The sequence below is a fragment of the Yokenella regensburgei ATCC 49455 genome (genome assembly GCF_000735455.1).
GTDB lineage: Bacteria > Pseudomonadota > Gammaproteobacteria > Enterobacterales > Enterobacteriaceae > Yokenella > Yokenella regensburgei.
The window spans coordinates 12,163-31,813 of record NZ_JMPS01000008.1 but is presented as its reverse complement, the minus strand read 5'-3'; the positions used below and the strand labels follow the sequence as shown (position 1 = coordinate 31,813).

Sequence of the window (19,651 nt, the reverse complement as noted above, 5' to 3'; positions counted from 1 at the left end):
CATGAAAGCAGCGGCAAAAACGCAGAAAGCAAAACGTCAGGAAGAACAGGCCAACTTTGTCAGTTGGCGTTTTGCGTTGCTGTGCGGCTGTATTCTGCTGGCGCTGGGTTTCCTGTTAGGCCGCGTGGCTTGGCTACAGATTGTGAGCCCGGATATGCTGGTGCGTCAGGGCGATATGCGCTCACTGCGCGTTCAGGAAGTCTCAACGTCGCGCGGCATGATAACCGACCGCTCTGGTCGCCCGCTGGCGGTGAGTGTGCCGGTGAAAGCTATCTGGGCCGACCCGAAAGCGCTGCATGATGCGGGGGGGATAACCCTTGATAACCGCTGGAAAGCGCTGGCAGACGCCCTGAAAATGCCGCTCGATCAGATGGCGTCGCGCATCAACGCTAACCCGAAAGGCCGCTTCATCTACCTCGCCCGTCAGGTTAACCCTGACATGGCCGATTACATCAAGAAACTTAAACTGCCGGGTATTTACCTGCGTGAAGAGTCGCGCCGCTACTATCCTTCCGGCGAAGTTACCGCTCACCTCATCGGATTCACCAACGTCGATAGCGAAGGCATTGAAGGCGTTGAAAAAAGCTTTGATAAATGGCTAACCGGCCAGCCGGGCGAGCGTATCGTGCGTAAAGATCGCTATGGCCGCGTCATTGAAGATATCTCTTCCACCGACAGTCAGGCTGCACACAACCTCGCGCTCAGCATCGACGAACGTCTGCAGGCGCTGGTGTACCGCGAACTGAACAACGCCGTGGCCTTTAACAAGGCCGAGTCAGGAACCGCGGTGCTGGTAGACGTTTCCACCGGCGAAGTGCTGGCGATGGCGAACAGTCCTTCCTACAACCCGAACAACTTCACCGGCACTGCAAAAGACGCGATGCGTAACCGCGCCATCACCGACGTGTTCGAGCCTGGTTCAACGGTTAAACCGATGGTGGTCATGACGGCGCTGCAGCGCGGCATTGTCAATGAAAACAGCGTCCTGAATACGATTCCATATCGAATTAACGGCCACGAGATCAAAGACGTGGCACGCTACAGCGAATTGACCCTGACCGGGGTACTACAGAAGTCGAGTAACGTTGGCGTCTCCAAGCTAGCGTTAGCGATGCCGTCCTCAGCGTTAGTAGATACTTACTCACGTTTTGGGCTCGGAAAAGCGACCAATTTGGGGTTGGTCGGAGAACGCAGTGGCTTATATCCTCAAAAACAACGGTGGTCTGACATAGAGAGGGCCACCTTCTCTTTCGGCTATGGGCTAATGGTAACCCCGTTACAGTTAGCGCGAGTCTACGCAACCATCGGTAGCTATGGCGTTTATCGTCCGCTGTCGATTACCAAGGTTGATCCGCCGGTTCCGGGCGAACGTATCTTCCCGGAACCACTCGTTCGTACCGTCGTTCACATGATGGAAAGCGTTGCACTGCCGGGCGGCGGTGGCGTGAAGGCCGCAATCAAAGGCTACCGCATCGCGATTAAAACCGGTACGGCGAAAAAAGTAGGGCCGGATGGCCGCTACATCAACAAATATATTGCTTACACCGCGGGCGTTGCGCCAGCGAGCCAGCCGCGCTTTGCGCTGGTCGTGGTTATCAACGATCCACAGGCAGGTAAATACTACGGTGGCGCCGTTTCCGCGCCGGTGTTTGGTGCCATCATGGGCGGCGTTCTGCGCACCATGAACATTGAACCGGATGCGCTGGCGACAGGCGAGAAAAGTGAATTTGTGATTAATCAAGGCGAGGGAACAGGTGGCAGATCGTAATTTGCGCGACCTTCTTGCTCCGTGGGTGCCGAATGCACCTGCGCGAGAACTGCGGGAGATGACGCTCGACAGCCGTGTGGCTGCTTCGGGCGATCTTTTCATTGCGGTATTAGGTCATCAGGCGGACGGGCGTCGATATATCCCGCAGGCGATAGCGCAAGGTGTTGCTGCCATTATTGCTGAGGCCAAAGATGAGGCCAATGACGGCGAGATCCGCGAGATGCACGGCGTCCCGGTTATCTATTTAAGCCAACTGAATGAGCGCCTGTCGGCACTTGCCGGACGTTTCTACGGTGAGCCATCTGAACAACTGCGTCTGGTGGGCGTCACCGGAACCAACGGTAAAACCACGACGACTCAGCTACTGGCACAATGGGCGCAGCTGCTCGGCGAAACCAGTGCGGTGATGGGGACCGTCGGCAACGGCCTGCTGGATAAAGTGGTACCGACGGAAAACACCACCGGCTCCGCGGTGGACGTACAGCACGTGCTTTCGGGACTGGCGGCTGAAGGAGCAACCTTCGCAGCGATGGAAGTCTCTTCCCATGGTCTGGTACAGCACCGCGTTTCCGCGCTGAAATTTGCCGCGTCGGTGTTCACCAACCTGAGTCGCGATCACCTGGACTATCACGGTGATATGGAGCACTACGAAGCCGCAAAATGGCTGCTCTACTCTACACACCACTGCGGTCAGGCGGTGATTAATGCCGATGACGAAGTGGGCCGCCGCTGGCTGGAAAAATTGCCGGATGCGGTTGCGGTTTCCATGGAAGACCACATCAATCCGAACTGCCGTGGCCGCTGGCTGAAAGCCACCGCGGTGAACTACCACGACAGCGGGGCGACCATTCAGTTCTCCTCAAGCTGGGGCGACGGTGAAATTGAAAGCCGCCTGATGGGCGCGTTCAACGTCAACAATCTGCTGCTGGCACTGGCAACGCTGCTGGTGTTGGATTACCCGCTTGACCGTCTGCTGAGCACCGCTGCGCGTCTGCAGCCGGTATGCGGGCGCATGGAAGTCTTCAGTGCGCCAGGTAAGCCTACGGTTGTGGTCGATTACGCCCACACGCCGGATGCGCTGGAGAAAGCGCTGCAGGCTGCGCGTCTGCACTGTACTGGCAAACTGTGGTGCGTCTTTGGTTGCGGTGGCGATCGCGACAAAGGCAAACGACCTCTGATGGGCGCCATTGCCGAAGAGTTCGCCGACATCGCGGTGGTGACGGATGATAATCCGCGTACCGAAGAGCCTCGCGCCATCATCAATGACATTCTGGCTGGCATGGTTGATGCCGGACACGCCATCGTCAAAGAAGGCCGTGCGGAAGCGGTGACCAACGCGATCATGCAGGCGAAAGAGAACGACGTCGTTCTGCTGGCCGGCAAAGGCCATGAAGATTATCAGGTAGTCGGACATCGCCGTCTCGACTATTCCGACCGCGTAACCGCAGCCCGCCTGCTGGGAGTGGTGGCATGATTAGCGTAACGCTGAGCCAACTTGCCAGTATCACCCATGGCGAACTGCACGGTGACTCCCTGACCATCGACGCTGTCACCACTGACACCCGTAAAATTACGGCGGGTTGTCTGTTTGTGGCGCTGAAAGGCGAGCGTTTCGATGCGCATGATTTCGCGCAGCAGGCTAAAGAAGCCGGTGCGGGTGCGCTGCTGGTGAGCCGTAAGCTTGATTGCGCACTGCCGCAGGTGGTGGTGAAAGACACTCGCCTCGCTTTCGGTGAGCTGGCGGCGTGGGTCCGCCAGCAGGTTCCGGCTCGCGTAGTGGCGCTGACCGGCTCCTCCGGCAAGACCTCGGTCAAAGAAATGACCGCTTCTATCCTGAGCCAGTGCGGCAATACGCTGTATACCGCAGGCAACCTGAATAACGATGTCGGCGTGCCGATGACGTTGCTGCGTCTGACGAAAGCGCATCAGTTTGCGGTGATTGAATTAGGCGCCAACCATCAGGGCGAAATCGCCTGGACCGTCGACCTGACGCGTCCGGAAGCGGCGCTGGTGAATAACCTGGCCGCGGCGCACCTTGAGGGCTTTGGTTCCCTGGCGGGTGTTGCGAAGGCGAAAGGGGAGATTTATACCGGCCTGGCGCAGGACGGCATCGCCATTCTGAATGCGGATAACAACGACTGGCTGAACTGGCAGAACATCATTGGCAATCGCAAAGTATGGCGTTTCTCACCGAACGCCGCGAACAGCGATTTTACGGCCACCAACATTCATGTTACCAGCCACGGTACCGAGTTCACGCTGCAGACCCCGCAGGGGAACGTTGACGTGCTGCTGCCGCTGCCGGGTCGTCACAATATTGCTAACGCGCTGGCGGCAACGTCCCTGGCGATGGCGGTTGGCGCTGACCTGCAGGCGGTAAAGCAGGGGCTGGCAACGCTCGAAGCCGTTCCGGGACGCCTGTTCCCGATTACGCTTGCTGAGAATAAGCTGCTGCTGGACGATTCCTACAATGCCAACGTGGGTTCGATGACGGCTGCGGTACAGGTTCTGGCTGATATGCCGGGCTACCGCGTGCTGGTAGTCGGCGATATGGCTGAGCTGGGCGAAGAAAGTGAAGCCTGCCACCGTCAGGTGGGAGAGGCTGCAAAAGACGCAGGGATTGACCGTGTACTGAGCGTTGGCGTACTGAGCAAAGTTATCAGCAGCGCGAGTGGGGCAGGGGAGCATTTTGCCGATAAGGCCTCCTTAATTGCTCATCTTCGTGCGTTAGTCGAAGAAAAATCGATCATTACCGTTTTAGTGAAGGGTTCACGTAGTGCCGCCATGGAAGAGGTAGTACGCGCATTACAGGAGAATGGAACATGCTAGTTTGGCTGGCCGAGCACTTGGTCAAATATTATTCCGGCTTTAACGTCTTTTCCTATCTGACGTTTCGCGCCATCGTCAGCCTGCTGACCGCGCTGTTCATCTCTTTATGGATGGGCCCGCGGATGATCGCTCGCCTGCAAAAACTCTCTTTCGGTCAGGTCGTTCGTAATGACGGTCCGGAATCGCACTTCAGTAAACGCGGTACCCCGACGATGGGTGGGATTATGATCCTCACCGCGATCGTGGTGTCTGTGCTGCTGTGGGCCTACCCGTGGAACCCGTACGTCTGGTGCGTGCTGGTCGTTCTGGTGGGCTACGGCATCATCGGATTTGTTGACGATTACCGCAAAGTGGTGCGTAAAGACACTAAGGGTCTGATAGCCCGCTGGAAGTACTTCTGGATGTCGGTGATTGCGCTGGGTGTGGCCTTTGCGCTGTATATCGCCGGGAAAGGAACGCCTGCAACTGAGCTGGTCGTGCCGTTCTTCAAAGACGTGATGCCGCAGTTGGGTCTGTTCTACATCGTGCTGGCGTACTTCGTTATCGTCGGTACCGGCAACGCCGTGAACCTGACCGATGGCCTCGATGGTCTGGCGATCATGCCAACGGTCTTCGTGGCAGCGGGTTTTGCGCTGGTCGCCTGGGCAACCGGCAACATGAATTTTGCGAACTATCTGCACATTCCTTATCTGCGTCACGCAGGTGAACTGGTTATCGTCTGTACGGCGATTGTAGGTGCGGGTTTAGGGTTCCTGTGGTTTAACACCTACCCGGCTCAGGTATTCATGGGCGATGTGGGTTCACTGGCCCTGGGCGGGGCGCTGGGCATTATTGCGGTGCTGCTGCGTCAGGAGTTCCTGCTGGTGATCATGGGTGGGGTATTCGTGGTGGAGACACTGTCGGTCATCCTGCAGGTGGGGTCCTTCAAGCTGCGCGGTCAGCGCATCTTCCGAATGGCACCGATTCACCACCACTATGAACTGAAGGGTTGGCCGGAGCCGCGCGTTATCGTGCGCTTCTGGATTATTTCGCTGATGCTGGTGCTGATTGGCCTGGCAACGCTTAAGGTACGTTAATCATGGCAGATTACCAGGGCAAAAAAGTCGTCATTATTGGTCTTGGATTGACCGGACTTTCCTGCGTCGATTTCTTCCTCGCACGCGGCGTGACGCCGCGCGTGATGGATACGCGTATGACGCCGCCTGGTCTGGATAAGCTGCCCGAGAACGTCGAGCACCATACCGGCAGTTTGAATGATGAATGGCTGCAGGCGGCGGATCTGATTGTGGCGAGCCCGGGTATTGCGCTGGCGCATCCTTCACTGGTTACCGCCGCCGAGAAGGGCGTGGAAATCGTTGGTGATATTGAGCTCTTCTGTCGCGAAGCGCAGGCACCGATTGTGGCGATCACCGGTTCGAACGGTAAAAGCACCGTGACCACGCTTGTGGGCGAGATGGCGAAAGCGGCGGGCGTGAACGTCGGCGTGGGTGGCAATATCGGCCTTCCGGCGCTGATGCTGCTGGATGTCTCTCGCGAGCTGTACGTGCTGGAGCTTTCAAGCTTCCAGCTGGAAACCACCTCCAGCCTGCATGCCGCCGCGGCGACGATCCTCAACGTCACTGAAGATCATATGGACCGGTATCCGTTTGGTCTGCAGCAGTACCGTGCGGCCAAACTGCGGGTCTACGAAAATGCCAAAGTCTGCGTGGTGAACGCCGATGATGCGCTGACAATGCCGGTGCGCGGGGCAGATGACCGCTGCATTAGTTTTGGCGTCAACATTGGCGACTATCACCTGAACCGTCAGCAGGGCGAAACCTGGCTGCGCGTGAAAGGGGAGAAGATCCTCAACGTGCGCGAAATGAAGCTTTCCGGACAGCATAACTACAGCAACGCCCTGGCCGCGCTGGCGCTGGCGGATGCCGTCGGTCTACCGCGTGCCAGCAGCCTGAAGGCGCTGACCACGTTCACCGGCCTTGCGCATCGCTTCCAGCTGGTGCTTGAGCATAACGGCGTACGCTGGATCAACGATTCAAAAGCCACCAATGTCGGCAGTACTGAAGCTGCGCTGAATGGCCTGCACGTTGACGGTACCCTGCATTTGCTGCTGGGTGGTGACGGTAAATCTGCCGATTTCAGCTCGCTCAAGCGTTATCTGATGGGCGATAACGTGCGCCTGTACTGCTTTGGTCGCGATGGTGCCGAGCTTGCCGCACTGCGCCCGGAAGTGGCGACGCAGACTGAAACGATGGAACAGGCGATGCGCCTGCTGGCACCGAACGTGCGCAAGGGCGATATGGTGCTGTTGTCACCCGCCTGTGCCAGCCTCGATCAGTTTAAGAATTTCGAACAGCGTGGCGATCAGTTCGCCCGCCTGGCAAGGGAGTTAGGCTGATGCGTTTATCTCTCCCTCGCCTGCGAGTGCCGCGACTGCCTGGATCGGGAATTATGGTCTGGCTGTTCAACGCGCTGAAAGGCTGGGTGATGGGCTCGCGGGAGAAAGATTCCGACAGCCTGGTGATGTATGACCGAACGCTGCTGTGGCTGACGATGGGTCTTGCGGCAATCGGCTTCATCATGGTGACCTCGGCGTCAATGCCGGTGGGCCAGCGTCTGGCAAACGATCCGTTCCTGTTTGCCAAGCGTGATGGCCTGTACATCATTCTGGCCTTCTGTCTGGGGTTAATTACGCTGCGTCTGCCGATGGACTTCTGGCAGAAGCACAGTACGGCAATGCTGATTATTTCCATCGTCATGCTGCTGATCGTACTGGTCGTGGGTAGCTCGGTTAACGGGGCATCGCGCTGGATTGCACTCGGGCCGCTGCGTATTCAGCCGGCGGAGTTCACGAAGCTTTCGCTGTTCTGCTACATCTCCAACTACCTGGTACGCAAGGGTGACGAAGTTCGAAATAACCTGCGCGGCTTCTTAAAGCCGATGGGCGTTATTTTCGTGCTGGCTATCCTGCTGCTGGCGCAGCCGGATCTCGGGACGGTGGTTGTGCTGTTTGTGACGACGCTTGCGATGTTGTTCCTGGCCGGTGCCAAGCTCTGGCAGTTCATCGCCATCATCGGCATGGGCATATCGGCGGTGGTGCTGCTGATCCTTGCCGAACCGTACCGTATTCGCCGTGTAACGTCTTTCTGGAACCCGTGGGAAGATCCTTTCGGCAGCGGATACCAGCTGACCCAGTCACTGATGGCCTTCGGGCGCGGTGAAATGTGGGGCCAGGGACTCGGAAACTCAGTCCAAAAACTGGAGTATCTGCCGGAAGCACATACTGACTTCATCTTCGCCATTATTGGTGAGGAATTAGGTTATATCGGTGTGGTACTGGCACTTTTAATGGTATTCTTCGTCGCTTTTCGCGCCATGTCGATTGGGCGTAAAGCACTCGAGATCAACCAGCGTTTTGCCGGTTTTCTCGCCTGTTCCATCGGTATCTGGTTCAGTTTCCAGGCACTGGTAAACGTTGGCGCCGCAGCGGGGATGCTGCCGACTAAAGGTCTGACGCTGCCGCTTATCAGTTACGGTGGTTCAAGTTTGTTGATTATGTCGACAGCAATCATGTTCTTGCTGCGCATTGATTATGAGACGCGTCTGGAGAAAGCCCAGGCGTTTACGCGGGGTGTGCGATGAGTGGTCAGGCAAAGCGGTTAATGGTGATGGCAGGCGGTACCGGTGGACACGTGTTCCCGGGGCTGGCGGTCGCGCACCATTTAATGGACCAGGGCTGGCAGGTTCGCTGGCTGGGTACCGCTGACCGTATGGAAGCCGACCTCGTGCCAAAACACGGCATTGAGATTGATTTTATTCGCATCTCCGGGCTGCGGGGCAAAGGCGTAAAAGCCTTGCTGCTGGCGCCGGTACGTATTTTCAACGCCTGGCGACAGGCGCGGGCGATCATGAAGCGTTATCAGCCCGATGTGGTGCTGGGAATGGGCGGCTATGTTTCCGGACCTGGTGGTCTGGCGGCCTGGTCGCTTGGCATTCCGGTTGTGCTGCACGAGCAAAACGGTATCGCGGGCCTCACCAACAAGTGGCTGGCGAAGATTGCCAGCAAAGTGATGCAGGCTTTTCCGGGGGCTTTCCCGAATGCCGAAGTGGTGGGTAACCCGGTTCGCGTTGACGTACTGGCGCTTCCGCTGCCGGAACAGCGACTGGCTGGCCGTGAAGGCCCGACGCGTGTGCTGGTGGTCGGCGGTTCCCAGGGCGCTCGTGTACTGAACCAGACTATGCCGCAGGTTGCGGCGCTGCTGGGTGACAGCGTGACCATCTGGCATCAAAGCGGCAAAGGTGCGAAGCCGTCGGTGGAACAGGCTTATGCCGACGCCGGGCAGCCGCAGCACAAGGTCACTGAATTTATTGACGATATGGCTGCCGCGTACGCCTGGGCGGACGTGGTGGTGTGCCGCTCCGGCGCGCTGACGGTGAGTGAAATCGCCGCTGCCGGTTTACCGGCGCTGTTTGTGCCTTTCCAGCACAAAGACCGTCAGCAGTACTGGAACGCACTGCCGCTTGAGAAAGCGGGTGCCGCGAAGATTTTCGAACAGCCGCAGTTTACGGCGCAGTCCGTGGCCGACACTCTGGCGGGCTGGAACAGAACCACACTGCTGGAGATGGCTGAACGCGCTCGCGCGGCAGCTATCCCGGACGCTACCGAGCGGGTAGCAAATGAAGTGAGCCTGATTGCAAAGGCTTAACCCTCGCAGCGCGTTTTGCGTTGCACGAATTTTTAAGTAGTTGATGGCGTTTAAAGAATGAATACACAACAACTGGCGAAACTGCGTTCTATCGTACCCGAGATGCGTCGCGTCCGGCACATTCACTTTGTTGGCATCGGTGGTGCTGGCATGGGTGGTATTGCCGAAGTGCTGGCGAACGAAGGGTATCAGATTAGCGGTTCCGATTTGGCGCCAAACCCGGTCACGCAGCAACTGACTGCGCTGGGTGCGACCATCTATTTCAACCATCGCCCGGAAAACGTGCGTGATGCGAGCGTTGTTGTGGTTTCTACGGCTATTTCTGCCGACAATCCGGAGATTGTGGCGGCACACGAAGCGCGTATTCCGGTTATCCGCCGTGCGGAGATGCTGGCTGAGCTGATGCGCTTCCGTCATGGCATTGCGATTGCCGGTACTCATGGTAAAACCACGACCACGGCGATGGTATCGAGCATTTATGCCGAAGCGGGCCTCGACCCAACCTTCGTTAACGGTGGCCTGGTAAAAGCCGCAGGCGTGCACGCGCGCCTTGGCAGCAGCCGGTATCTGATTGCAGAAGCCGACGAGAGCGATGCGTCTTTCCTGCATCTGCAGCCGATGGTCGCTATCGTGACCAACATCGAAGCCGATCACATGGATACCTACCAGGGCGACTTCGAGAATCTGAAGCAGACCTTTATTAACTTCCTGCACAACCTGCCGTTCTATGGCCGTGCGGTGATGTGTATCGATGATCCTGTTATCCGCGAACTGCAGCCGCGCGTTGGTCGTCAGGTGACTACCTATGGTTTCAGCGACGACGCCGACGTGCGCGTTGAAGATTATCAGCAGATTGGCGCGCAGGTGCACTTCACCCTCGTGCGTCACGAGAGAGACGCGCTGCGCGTGATGCTGAACGCACCTGGCCGTCATAACGCCTTAAACGCGGCGGCGGCAGTGGCTGTTGCCACTGAAGAAGGTATCGATGACGAGGCGATTCTGCGCGCGCTGGCGAGCTTCCAGGGTACCGGTCGTCGCTTCGACTTCCTGGGTGAATTCCCGCTGCAGGAAGTGAACGGCAAGAGCGGTACCGCGATGCTGGTGGACGATTACGGCCATCACCCTACGGAAGTGGATGCCACGATTAAAGCGGCCCGCGCAGGCTGGCCGGACAAAAATCTGGTCATGCTGTTCCAGCCGCACCGCTTTACCCGTACCCGTGACCTGTACGATGACTTTGCTAACGTGCTGACCCAGGTCGATTCGCTGCTGATGCTGGATGTTTATGCCGCCGGTGAAGCGCCGATCCCGGGGGCTGACAGCCGTTCGCTGTGCCGCACCATTCGTGGCCGCGGCAAAGTAGACCCGATTCTGGTTTCTGATGCCGCCCAGGTGGCGGAGATGCTCGCCCCGGTTCTCACCGGCAATGACCTGATTCTGGTGCAGGGCGCCGGTAATATCGGCAAAATCGCGCGTAATCTGGCCGAAATCAAACTGAAACCGCAGAGCGAGGATGAGCGACATGGCTGATAAAATCGCCGTCCTGCTTGGCGGCACTTCTGCTGAACGCGATGTTTCGCTCAATTCAGGGGCAGCGGTTTTAGCCGGCCTGCGTGAAGCGGGTGTCGATGCGCACCCGGTAGATCCCAGTGAAGTGGATGTTACCCAGCTGTCAGGCATGGGCTTTCAGAAAGTGTTTATTGCACTTCACGGCCGTGGCGGTGAAGATGGCACGTTGCAAGGATTGCTGGAACTTATTGGCATGCCTTACACCGGCAGCGGCGTGATGGCGTCCGCGATTTCAATGGATAAAGTGCGTAGTAAGCTCCTGTGGTCAGGCGCTGGTCTACCGGTCGCGCCGTGGGTGGCATTAACCCGCAACGAGTTTAACGCCGGGCTTTCGGCAGAAACTAAGCAGCGTATTGCAGCACTCGGCCTGCCACTGATTGTTAAGCCGAGCCGGGAAGGTTCCAGCGTCGGTATGTCTAAAGTGCTGGAAAGCGCGGAACTTGCTGAATCTTTAGCGTTGGCTTTTCAGCATGATGACGAAGTTTTAATTGAGAAATGGCTAAGCGGTCCGGAATTTACCGTGGCGGTGCTTGGCGAAGAAATTTTACCGTCAATTCGTATCCAGGTGGCTGGAACCTTCTATGATTATGAGGCGAAGTATCTCTCTGATGAGACGCAATATTTCTGCCCTGGCCTGGAAGATCCTGCACGTGAAGCAGAAATGCAGTCACTGGTCGCAAAAGCCTGGCAAGTTCTTGGCTGTCGCGGATGGGGACGCATTGACGTGATGCTGGACGATGATGGCCAGTTTTACTTGCTGGAAGCGAACACTTCGCCTGGGATGACGAGCCATAGCCTGGTGCCGATGGCGGCGCGTCAGGCGGGGATGAGCTTCTCGCAGCTGGTAGTACGCATTCTGGACCTGGCGGGTTGATATGTCGCAGGCTGCGCTGAATACGCGAAACCGCGAAGAAGAAGAGACCTACGTCTCTTCCCGACGCAATAACGGAGCGCGTCTGGCAGGGATTATTTTCCTGCTGGCGGTGCTGTGTACCATTCTGGCCTCAGGCTGGATGGTGCTTGGCTGGATGCAGGATGCGCAGCGTCTGCCGCTGTCGAAGCTGGTCGTGACCGGTGAGCGTCATTACACGCGAAATGATGATATTCGTCAGTCTATTCTGGCGCTGGGGTCTCCTGGAACCTTTATGACCCAGGATGTCAATATCATCCAGAACCAGATTGAACGTCTGCCGTGGATTAAGCAGGCGAGCGTCAGAAAGCAGTGGCCGGACGAATTGAAGATTCATCTGGTTGAATATGTGCCTATTGCACGCTGGAATGATCAACACATGGTGGATGCGCAGGGCAATGCCTTTAGCGTTCCGACCGATCGTACCAGCAAACAACTCTTGCCCATGCTTTATGGCCCGGAAGGCAGTGAAAATGAAGTACTGCAGGGTTACCGTGATATGGGGCAAGTGCTGGCTAAGGATAAGTTCACGCTGAAAGTTGCCGCAATGACGGCGCGTCGGTCCTGGCAGTTGACGCTGAATAACGATATTAAGCTCAACCTTGGTCGTGGCGACACGATGAAACGCCTTCAGCGCTTTATGGAACTGTATCCGGTGTTACAACAGCAGGCGCAGACCGATGGGAAACGGATAAGCTACGTTGATTTGCGCTATGACTCCGGCGCGGCGGTGGGTTGGGAACCTGCTCCCGTTGAGGACACTAATCAACAACAGAATCAGGCACAGGCAAAACAACAATGATCAAGGCGACGGACAGAAAACTGGTAGTTGGACTGGAGATTGGCACCGCAAAAGTTGCCGCTTTAGTAGGGGAAGTTCTGCCCGACGGTATGGTCAATATCATTGGCGTGGGAAGCTGCCCCTCTCGCGGGATGGATAAAGGCGGTGTGAATGACTTAGAGTCGGTGGTGAAATGCGTACAGCGCGCCATCGACCAGGCCGAGCTGATGGCTGACTGCCAGATCTCTTCGGTATATCTGGCGCTTTCGGGGAAACATATTAGCTGTCAGAATGAAATCGGCATGGTACCGATTTCAGAAGAAGAGGTGACGCAGGAAGACGTTGAGAACGTCGTGCATACCGCCAAATCGGTGCGCGTGCGTGATGAGCATCGTGTCCTTCACGTTATCCCGCAGGAATACGCCATTGATTACCAGGAAGGGATTAAAAACCCGGTGGGCTTATCTGGCGTACGTATGCAGGCAAAAGTGCACCTGATCACATGTCACAATGATATGGCGAAAAACATTGTGAAAGCCGTGGAACGTTGTGGTCTGAAAGTTGACCAACTTATTTTCGCCGGTCTGGCTTCCAGCTACTCCGTACTGACGGAAGATGAACGTGAGCTGGGTGTCTGTGTGGTCGATGTTGGCGGTGGTACAATGGACATCGCCGTATATACTGGCGGCGCGCTGCGCCACACCAAAGTTATCCCTTACGCGGGGAACGTGGTGACCAGCGATATCGCTTATGCCTTCGGTACGCCACCGAGCGATGCCGAAGCCATCAAAGTTCGTCATGGCTGTGCGTTAGGTTCGATTGTCGGGAAAGACGAAAGCGTTGAAGTCCCGAGCGTTGGTGGACGCCCGCCGCGCAGCCTGCAGCGTCAGACGCTGGCCGAAGTGATTGAACCTCGTTATACCGAGTTGTTGAACCTGGTGAACGAAGAGATTTTGCAGTTGCAGGAACAGCTGCGTCAGCAGGGGGTTAAACACCACCTGGCGGCGGGGATTGTTCTGACCGGTGGTGCGGCACAGATTGAAGGTCTGGCTGCCTGCGCTCAGCGGGTGTTCCACACCCAGGTGCGTATTGGCGCGCCGCTGAATATCACCGGATTAACGGATTATGCCCAGGAGCCGTATTATTCAACGGCGGTGGGCCTGCTGCACTACGGAAAAGAGTCTCATCTGAGTGGTGAAGCAGAAGTAGAGAAACGCGTAACGGTTGGGTCGTGGATCAAGCGACTGAACACGTGGCTGCGAAAAGAGTTTTAATTTTTTAAAGAGACCGGAGAGAATTAGCGGTCTCAGGCGACAGGCACAACGGAGAGAGAAACTATGTTTGAACCTATGGAACTGACCAACGACGCGGTGATTAAAGTCATCGGCGTCGGTGGCGGCGGCGGTAATGCCGTTGAGCACATGGTGCGCGAGCGCATCGAAGGCGTTGAATTCTTCGCTGTTAACACCGACGCTCAGGCGCTGCGTAAAACAGCGGTTGGCCAGACGATTCAGATTGGTGGCGGTATCACCAAAGGTCTGGGCGCGGGTGCTAACCCGGAAGTGGGTCGCAATGCGGCTGAAGAAGACCGTGAAGCGCTGCGTGCAGCACTGGACGGCGCTGACATGGTATTCATCGCAGCCGGTATGGGCGGTGGTACTGGTACAGGTGCTGCGCCGGTTGTTGCTGAAGTCGCAAAAGATTTAGGTATCCTGACTGTTGCTGTCGTGACTAAGCCTTTCAATTTCGAAGGCAAGAAGCGTATGGCATTCGCGGAGCAGGGTATCACTGAGCTGTCCAAGCACGTGGACTCCCTCATCACCATTCCAAACGACAAGCTGCTGAAAGTGCTGGGTCGCGGCATCTCCCTGCTCGACGCGTTTGGCGCGGCGAATGACGTACTGAAAGGTGCGGTGCAGGGTATCGCCGAGCTGATTACCCGTCCGGGTCTGATGAACGTCGACTTTGCTGACGTGCGCACCGTGATGTCCGAAATGGGCTATGCGATGATGGGCTCTGGCGTGGCCAGTGGTGAAGACCGTGCAGAAGAAGCAGCTGAAATGGCTATCTCTTCTCCGCTGCTGGAAGATATCGATCTTTCTGGCGCTCGCGGCGTGCTGGTCAACATTACGGCGGGCTTCGACCTGCGTCTGGACGAGTTTGAAACCGTGGGTAACACCATCCGTGCCTTCGCATCGGATAACGCGACCGTGGTTATCGGTACCTCTCTGGACCCGGATATGAACGACGAACTGCGCGTGACCGTAGTGGCTACCGGTATTGGCATGGACAAACGTCCTGAAATTACCCTGGTGACCAACAAACAGTCACAGCAGCCGGTGATGGATCGTTATCAGCAGCACGGTATGGCTCCGCTGACGCAAGAGCAGAAACCTGCCGCGAAAGTGGTTAACGACAATACGCCGCAGACGGCAAAAGAGCCTGACTACCTGGATATCCCAGCCTTCCTGCGCAAGCAGGCTGATTAAGAATTAGCTGGAATTTGGGAAACTGCGCTCTTTGTGCTAAACTGGCCCACCGAATGTATAGTACACTTCGGTTGGATAGGTAATTTGGCGAGATTATACGATGATCAAACAAAGGACACTTAAACGTATCGTTCAGGCGACTGGCGTCGGTTTACATACCGGCAAAAAGGTCACACTGACGCTGCGCCCTGCGCCGGCAAATACCGGGGTCATCTATCGTCGCACCGACTTGAATCCACCGGTAGATTTTCCGGCCGATGCCAAATCTGTGCGTGATACCATGCTCTGTACTTGCCTGGTTAATGAGCATGACGTACGGATTTCTACGGTAGAGCACCTGAACGCCGCGCTGGCGGGTCTGGGTATCGACAACATTATGATTGAAGTCGATGCGCCAGAAATCCCGATTATGGACGGCAGTGCTGCACCGTTCGTTTATTTGCTGCTGGATGCCGGCATTGATGAGCTGAACTGCGCCAAGAAATTTGTACGCATTAAAGAGACCGTTCGCGTTGAAGATGGCGACAAATGGGCTGAATTCAAACCGTTTAATGGTTTTTCGTTGGACTTTACCATCGACTTTAACCATCCGGCGATTGATGCCAGCAACCAGCGCTACAAAATGAACTTCTCTGCTGATGCGTTCATGCGTCAGATTAGCCGAGCGCGTACCTTCGGTTTCATGCGTGATATCGAATATCTGCAGTCCCGTGGCCTGGCCCTGGGCGGTAGCTTCGATTGTGCCATCGTTGTTGACGATTATCGCGTACTGAACGAAGACGGCTTGCGTTTTGAAGATGAGTTTGTTCGTCACAAAATGCTTGATGCGATTGGCGACCTGTTTATGTGTGGTCACAATATCATCGGTGCATTTACGGCGTACAAATCAGGTCACGCACTGAACAATAAACTGCTGCAGGCAGTCCTCGCAAAACAGGAAGCCTGGGAGTATGTGACCTTCGAAGACGAAGCTGAAATGCCGCTGGCATTCAAAGCACCTTCAATGGTTCTGGCGTAAGCCTGACATTGAACTAAAATTCGACTGGCAACCTGGCACTCTCTCCGGTCAGGGAACCAGTCGTTTTTATTTTTGACGTTTCAGTCACTCTCTCACCTTTCTTTTTTTATCACTTCCTGAACGAACGCGATCGCTGATTTATTCACCGTTTTTATGCGACTTGGGTCGTCATTCCTGCTGCTGTACGATGCTATTAGTGATAAGATTTGTGCGCTGAAAAATAAACGACGCTAATTAACCCAAGGGTAGCGAATTACGTGAACGGAATACTGACGCGTTGGCGACAGTTTGGTAGACGGTACTTCTGGCCGCATCTCCTGTTGGGGATGGTCGCGGCGAGCTTTGGTCTGCCCGCAATCTGCGCGAACGCAGAAACCGTTGCGCCGCCGAAAACGACGACCACTAATCACGCGACCACAGCCCGGGTCAATTTCACCCAGCTTGCTCTGCTGGAGGCTAATCGCCGTCCTAATTTCACCGTAGACTACTGGCATCAGCATGCCATTCGCACGGTTATTCGCCATCTCTCTTTCGCGATGGCGCCACAGGTTCTGCCGGTTGCCGAAGAAACCTCTCCGCTGCAGCAGGCCCAGCATCTGGCGTTAATTGATACGCTGAGTGCTTTGCTGACCCTCGAAAGTCAGCCACCGGTTCTGGTCAAACAGACCGCTTACCACGAATTTATTCCGCATGCCGCGTTTAGCATCTCCGCCTGGCTGAGCCAGGTGCAGGGGATCCGCGCCGGCCCTCAACGCCTTAGCTGAAAAATACCACCTTCAACTAATTTTTGACTCCGCTAAGCGGGGCGTTTGAGATTTTATTATGCTAATCAAATTGTTAACTAAAGTTTTCGGTAGCCGTAACGATCGTACTCTGCGCCGTATGCGCAAGACCGTTGCTCAGATCAATGCCATGGAACCTGAGCTGGAAAAGCTCTCTGATGAAGAACTGAAGGCGAAAACCGCTGAGTTTCGCGCGCGTCTTGAAAAAGGCGAAAGCATTGAAAGCCTGATCCCGGAAGCCTTTGCCGTGGTTCGTGAAGCCAGTAAGCGCGTCTTTGGTATGCGTCACTTTGACGTCCAGCTGCTGGGCGGTATGGTGCTGAACGACCGCTGTATCGCGGAAATGCGTACCGGTGAAGGTAAAACCCTGACCGCAACGCTTCCGGCATACCTGAACGCCCTGTCCGGTAAAGGGGTTCACGTGGTCACGGTCAACGACTATCTGGCCCAGCGTGACGCCGAAAACAACCGCCCGCTGTTTGAATTCCTCGGTATGACCGTGGGTATCAACATGTCCGGCCTGCCGGCTCCGGCTAAACGCGAAGCTTACAACGCTGATATCACCTACGGTACCAACAACGAATACGGTTTTGACTACCTGCGTGACAACATGGCGTTCAGCCCGGAAGAGCGCGTTCAGCGTAAACTGCACTACGCGCTGGTGGATGAGGTTGACTCCATCCTTATCGATGAAGCCCGTACTCCGCTAATTATTTCCGGCCCGGCGGAAGACAGCTCCGAGCTGTACCGCAAGGTCAACAAAATCATTCCGCACCTGGTCCGTCAGGAGAAAGAAGACTCAGAAACCTTCCAGGGTGAAGGCCACTTCTCCGTTGATGAGAAATCCCGTCAGGTTAACCTGACCGAACGTGGTCTGGTGCTGATCGAAGAACTGCTGGTGAACCAGGGCATTATGGAAGAGGGTGAGTCACTGTATTCCCCGACTAACATTATGCTGATGCACCACGTGACAGCCGCGCTGCGCGCCCACGCGCTGTTCACCCGTGACGTTGACTACATCGTCAAAGACGGTGAAGTTATCATCGTTGATGAGCACACCGGTCGTACCATGCAGGGGCGTCGCTGGTCCGACGGTCTGCACCAGGCGGTTGAAGCCAAAGAAGGCGTGGATATTCAGAACGAAAACCAGACGCTGGCCTCTATCACCTTCCAGAACTACTTCCGTCTGTACGAGAAGCTGGCGGGGATGACCGGTACCGCAGATACCGAAGCGTTTGAATTCAGCTCCATCTATAAGCTCGATACCGTCGTTGTACCGACCAACCGTCCGATGATCCGTAAAGATATGGCGGATCTGGTCTACATGACCGAAGCGGAAAAAATCCAGGCTATCATCGAAGACATCAAGGAGCGTACCGCAAAAGGCCAGCCGGTACTGGTGGGTACTATCTCCATTGAAAAATCAGAAGTGGTGTCTCACGAACTGACTAAAGCGGGCATCAAGCACAACGTACTGAACGCCAAGTTCCACGCCAGTGAAGCGGATATCGTTGCTCAGGCGGGTTACCCGTCTACGGTGACCATCGCGACTAACATGGCCGGTCGTGGTACCGACATCGTGCTGGGCGGTAGCTGGCAGGCAGAAGTTGCTCAGCTGGAAGACCCAACTCCGGAACAGATAGCTCAGATTAAAGCTGACTGGCAGGTTCGTCATGAAGCGGTACTGGCGGCGGGCGGCCTGCACATCATCGGTACTGAACGCCACGAATCACGTCGTATCGATAACCAGCTGCGCGGCCGTTCCGGTCGTCAGGGTGATGCCGGTTCTTCACGCTTCTATCTGTCGATGGAAGATGCCCTGATGCGTATCTTCGCCTCTGACCGTGTGTCTGGCATGATGCGTAAACTGGGGATGAAGCCGGGCGAGGCCATCGAGCACCCGTGGGTGACTAAAGCCATCGCTAACGCTCAGCGCAAAGTGGAAAGCCGTAACTTCGATATCCGTAAGCAGCTGCTGGAATATGATGATGTCGCTAACGATCAGCGTCGCGCGATTTACTCCCAGCGTAACGAACTGCTGGACGTGTCTGACGTAAGCGAAACCATCAATAGCATCCGCGAAGACGTGTTTAAAGTGACCATTGATGCGCATATTCCGCCGCAGTCTCTGGAAGAAATGTGGGATGTCCCGGGCCTGCAGGAACGCCTGAAAAATGATTTCGACCTCGATCTGCCAATCTCTGAATGGCTGGATAAAGAGCCGGAACTGCACGAAGAAACCCTGCGTGAACGTATTCTGCAGAGCGCGGTAGATACCTATCAGCGTAAAGAAGAAGTTGTTGGTGCAGAGATGATGCGTCACTTCGAAAAAGGCGTGATGCTGCAGACGCTGGATTCCCTGTGGAAAGAGCACCTGGCAGCGATGGACTACCTGCGTCAGGGTATCCACCTGCGTGGTTATGCGCAGAAAGATCCGAAGCAGGAGTACAAGCGTGAGTCGTTCTCGATGTTTGCTTCCATGCTTGAGTCTCTGAAGTACGAAGTCATCAGCACCCTGAGCAAGGTTCAGGTTCGCATGCCGGAAGAGGTTGAAGCGATGGAGCAACAGCGTCGTGAAGAAGCCGAGCGTCTTGCACAGATGCAGCAACTGAGCCATCAGAGCGATGATAGCGCTGCCGCAGAATCGCTGGCTGCCCAGACCGGTGAGCGCAAAGTGGGTCGTAACGATCCCTGCCCTTGCGGTTCGGGTAAAAAATACAAACAGTGCCACGGCCGTCTGAGCTAAGGTTCTGAGAAACTTCAAAAGGCGCAGAAATCTGCGCCTTTTTTATGGGAGTAAGA

15 protein-coding genes are annotated in these 19,651 nt (G+C 56.0%); all 15 read left to right on the top strand.

Annotation, left to right across the window (positions count from 1 at the left end; translation table 11 throughout):
• The first annotated feature begins 1 nt into the window (after position 1).
• Positions 2 to 1,768, top strand: coding sequence for a peptidoglycan glycosyltransferase FtsI (locus GYRE_RS00615; RefSeq protein ID WP_006817135.1), 1,767 nt, complete (start codon positions 2 to 4; stop codon positions 1,766 to 1,768).
• Positions 1,755 to 3,242, top strand: coding sequence for a UDP-N-acetylmuramoyl-L-alanyl-D-glutamate--2,6-diaminopimelate ligase (gene murE / locus GYRE_RS00610; protein WP_038252148.1), 1,488 nt, complete (start codon positions 1,755 to 1,757; stop codon positions 3,240 to 3,242). Before GYRE_RS00615 ends, murE begins: the two co-directional genes overlap by 14 nt.
• Positions 3,239 to 4,597 carry a UDP-N-acetylmuramoyl-tripeptide--D-alanyl-D-alanine ligase gene (gene murF, locus GYRE_RS00605; protein WP_038252147.1) on the top strand — a complete coding sequence of 453 codons (1,359 nt, stop codon included), beginning with the start codon at positions 3,239 to 3,241 and terminating at the stop codon, positions 4,595 to 4,597. The genes murE and murF overlap by 4 nt, the downstream gene beginning before the upstream one ends.
• Positions 4,591 to 5,673 (top strand): phospho-N-acetylmuramoyl-pentapeptide-transferase, encoded by a 1,083-nt coding sequence (gene mraY / locus GYRE_RS00600; RefSeq protein ID WP_006817138.1) that lies wholly within the window; start codon positions 4,591 to 4,593, stop codon positions 5,671 to 5,673. The genes murF and mraY overlap by 7 nt, the downstream gene beginning before the upstream one ends.
• 2 nt (positions 5,674 to 5,675) lie before the next feature.
• A complete protein-coding gene (gene murD, locus GYRE_RS00595; RefSeq protein WP_006817139.1) occupies positions 5,676 to 6,992 on the top strand; it encodes a UDP-N-acetylmuramoyl-L-alanine--D-glutamate ligase in 1,317 nt (438 codons plus the stop codon).
• Positions 6,992 to 8,236 (top strand): cell division protein FtsW, encoded by a 1,245-nt coding sequence (gene ftsW, locus GYRE_RS00590; RefSeq protein ID WP_038252146.1) that lies wholly within the window; start codon positions 6,992 to 6,994, stop codon positions 8,234 to 8,236. Before murD ends, ftsW begins: the two co-directional genes overlap by 1 nt.
• Positions 8,233 to 9,300, top strand: coding sequence for an undecaprenyldiphospho-muramoylpentapeptide beta-N-acetylglucosaminyltransferase (gene murG, locus GYRE_RS00585; protein ID WP_006817141.1), 1,068 nt, complete (start codon positions 8,233 to 8,235; stop codon positions 9,298 to 9,300). The genes ftsW and murG overlap by 4 nt, the downstream gene beginning before the upstream one ends.
• 57 nt (positions 9,301 to 9,357) lie before the next feature.
• On the top strand, positions 9,358 to 10,830 hold the full coding sequence (murC, locus tag GYRE_RS00580; protein WP_038252144.1) for a UDP-N-acetylmuramate--L-alanine ligase: 1,473 nt from the start codon (positions 9,358 to 9,360) through the stop codon (positions 10,828 to 10,830).
• Positions 10,823 to 11,743 carry a D-alanine--D-alanine ligase gene (locus GYRE_RS00575; protein WP_038252143.1) on the top strand — a complete coding sequence of 307 codons (921 nt, stop codon included), beginning with the start codon at positions 10,823 to 10,825 and terminating at the stop codon, positions 11,741 to 11,743. The genes murC and GYRE_RS00575 overlap by 8 nt, the downstream gene beginning before the upstream one ends.
• 1 nt (position 11,744) lies before the next feature.
• Complete coding sequence (gene ftsQ, locus GYRE_RS00570; RefSeq protein ID WP_006817144.1) at positions 11,745 to 12,581, top strand: cell division protein FtsQ; 837 nt, start codon at positions 11,745 to 11,747, stop codon at positions 12,579 to 12,581.
• Positions 12,578 to 13,834: a cell division protein FtsA gene (gene ftsA, locus GYRE_RS00565; protein ID WP_006817145.1), complete on the top strand. Its 1,257-nt coding sequence runs from the start codon at positions 12,578 to 12,580 to the stop codon at positions 13,832 to 13,834. Before ftsQ ends, ftsA begins: the two co-directional genes overlap by 4 nt.
• A gap of 63 nt (positions 13,835 to 13,897) precedes the next feature.
• Positions 13,898 to 15,049 carry a cell division protein FtsZ gene (gene ftsZ, locus GYRE_RS00560; RefSeq protein WP_038252142.1) on the top strand — a complete coding sequence of 384 codons (1,152 nt, stop codon included), beginning with the start codon at positions 13,898 to 13,900 and terminating at the stop codon, positions 15,047 to 15,049.
• A gap of 100 nt (positions 15,050 to 15,149) precedes the next feature.
• A complete protein-coding gene (gene lpxC / locus GYRE_RS00555) occupies positions 15,150 to 16,067 on the top strand; it encodes a UDP-3-O-acyl-N-acetylglucosamine deacetylase (protein ID WP_006817147.1) in 918 nt (305 codons plus the stop codon).
• A 257-nt stretch (positions 16,068 to 16,324) separates the two neighbouring features.
• Positions 16,325 to 16,831, top strand: a complete 507-nt coding sequence (gene secM / locus GYRE_RS00550; RefSeq protein WP_038252138.1) for a secA translation cis-regulator SecM — start codon at positions 16,325 to 16,327, stop codon at positions 16,829 to 16,831.
• A gap of 58 nt (positions 16,832 to 16,889) precedes the next feature.
• Positions 16,890 to 19,595, top strand: coding sequence for a preprotein translocase subunit SecA (secA, locus tag GYRE_RS00545; protein ID WP_006817149.1), 2,706 nt, complete (start codon positions 16,890 to 16,892; stop codon positions 19,593 to 19,595).
• The last annotated feature ends 56 nt before the right edge of the window (positions 19,596 to 19,651 follow it).

Coding starts and splice junctions, on each gene's coding strand:
- lpxC (WP_006817147.1), top strand. CDS start 15,150: ATGATCAAACAAAGGACACTTAAACGTATCGTTCAGGCGACTGGCGTC.
- murD (WP_006817139.1), top strand. CDS start 5,676: ATGGCAGATTACCAGGGCAAAAAAGTCGTCATTATTGGTCTTGGATTG.
- murF (WP_038252147.1), top strand. CDS start 3,239: ATGATTAGCGTAACGCTGAGCCAACTTGCCAGTATCACCCATGGCGAA.
- GYRE_RS00575 (WP_038252143.1), top strand. CDS start 10,823: ATGGCTGATAAAATCGCCGTCCTGCTTGGCGGCACTTCTGCTGAACGC.
- murG (WP_006817141.1), top strand. CDS start 8,233: ATGAGTGGTCAGGCAAAGCGGTTAATGGTGATGGCAGGCGGTACCGGT.
- ftsA (WP_006817145.1), top strand. CDS start 12,578: ATGATCAAGGCGACGGACAGAAAACTGGTAGTTGGACTGGAGATTGGC.
- ftsQ (WP_006817144.1), top strand. CDS start 11,745: ATGTCGCAGGCTGCGCTGAATACGCGAAACCGCGAAGAAGAAGAGACC.
- ftsW (WP_038252146.1), top strand. CDS start 6,992: ATGCGTTTATCTCTCCCTCGCCTGCGAGTGCCGCGACTGCCTGGATCG.
- ftsZ (WP_038252142.1), top strand. CDS start 13,898: ATGTTTGAACCTATGGAACTGACCAACGACGCGGTGATTAAAGTCATC.
- GYRE_RS00615 (WP_006817135.1), top strand. CDS start 2: ATGAAAGCAGCGGCAAAAACGCAGAAAGCAAAACGTCAGGAAGAACAG.
- secA (WP_006817149.1), top strand. CDS start 16,890: ATGCTAATCAAATTGTTAACTAAAGTTTTCGGTAGCCGTAACGATCGT.
- mraY (WP_006817138.1), top strand. CDS start 4,591: ATGCTAGTTTGGCTGGCCGAGCACTTGGTCAAATATTATTCCGGCTTT.
- murC (WP_038252144.1), top strand. CDS start 9,358: ATGAATACACAACAACTGGCGAAACTGCGTTCTATCGTACCCGAGATG.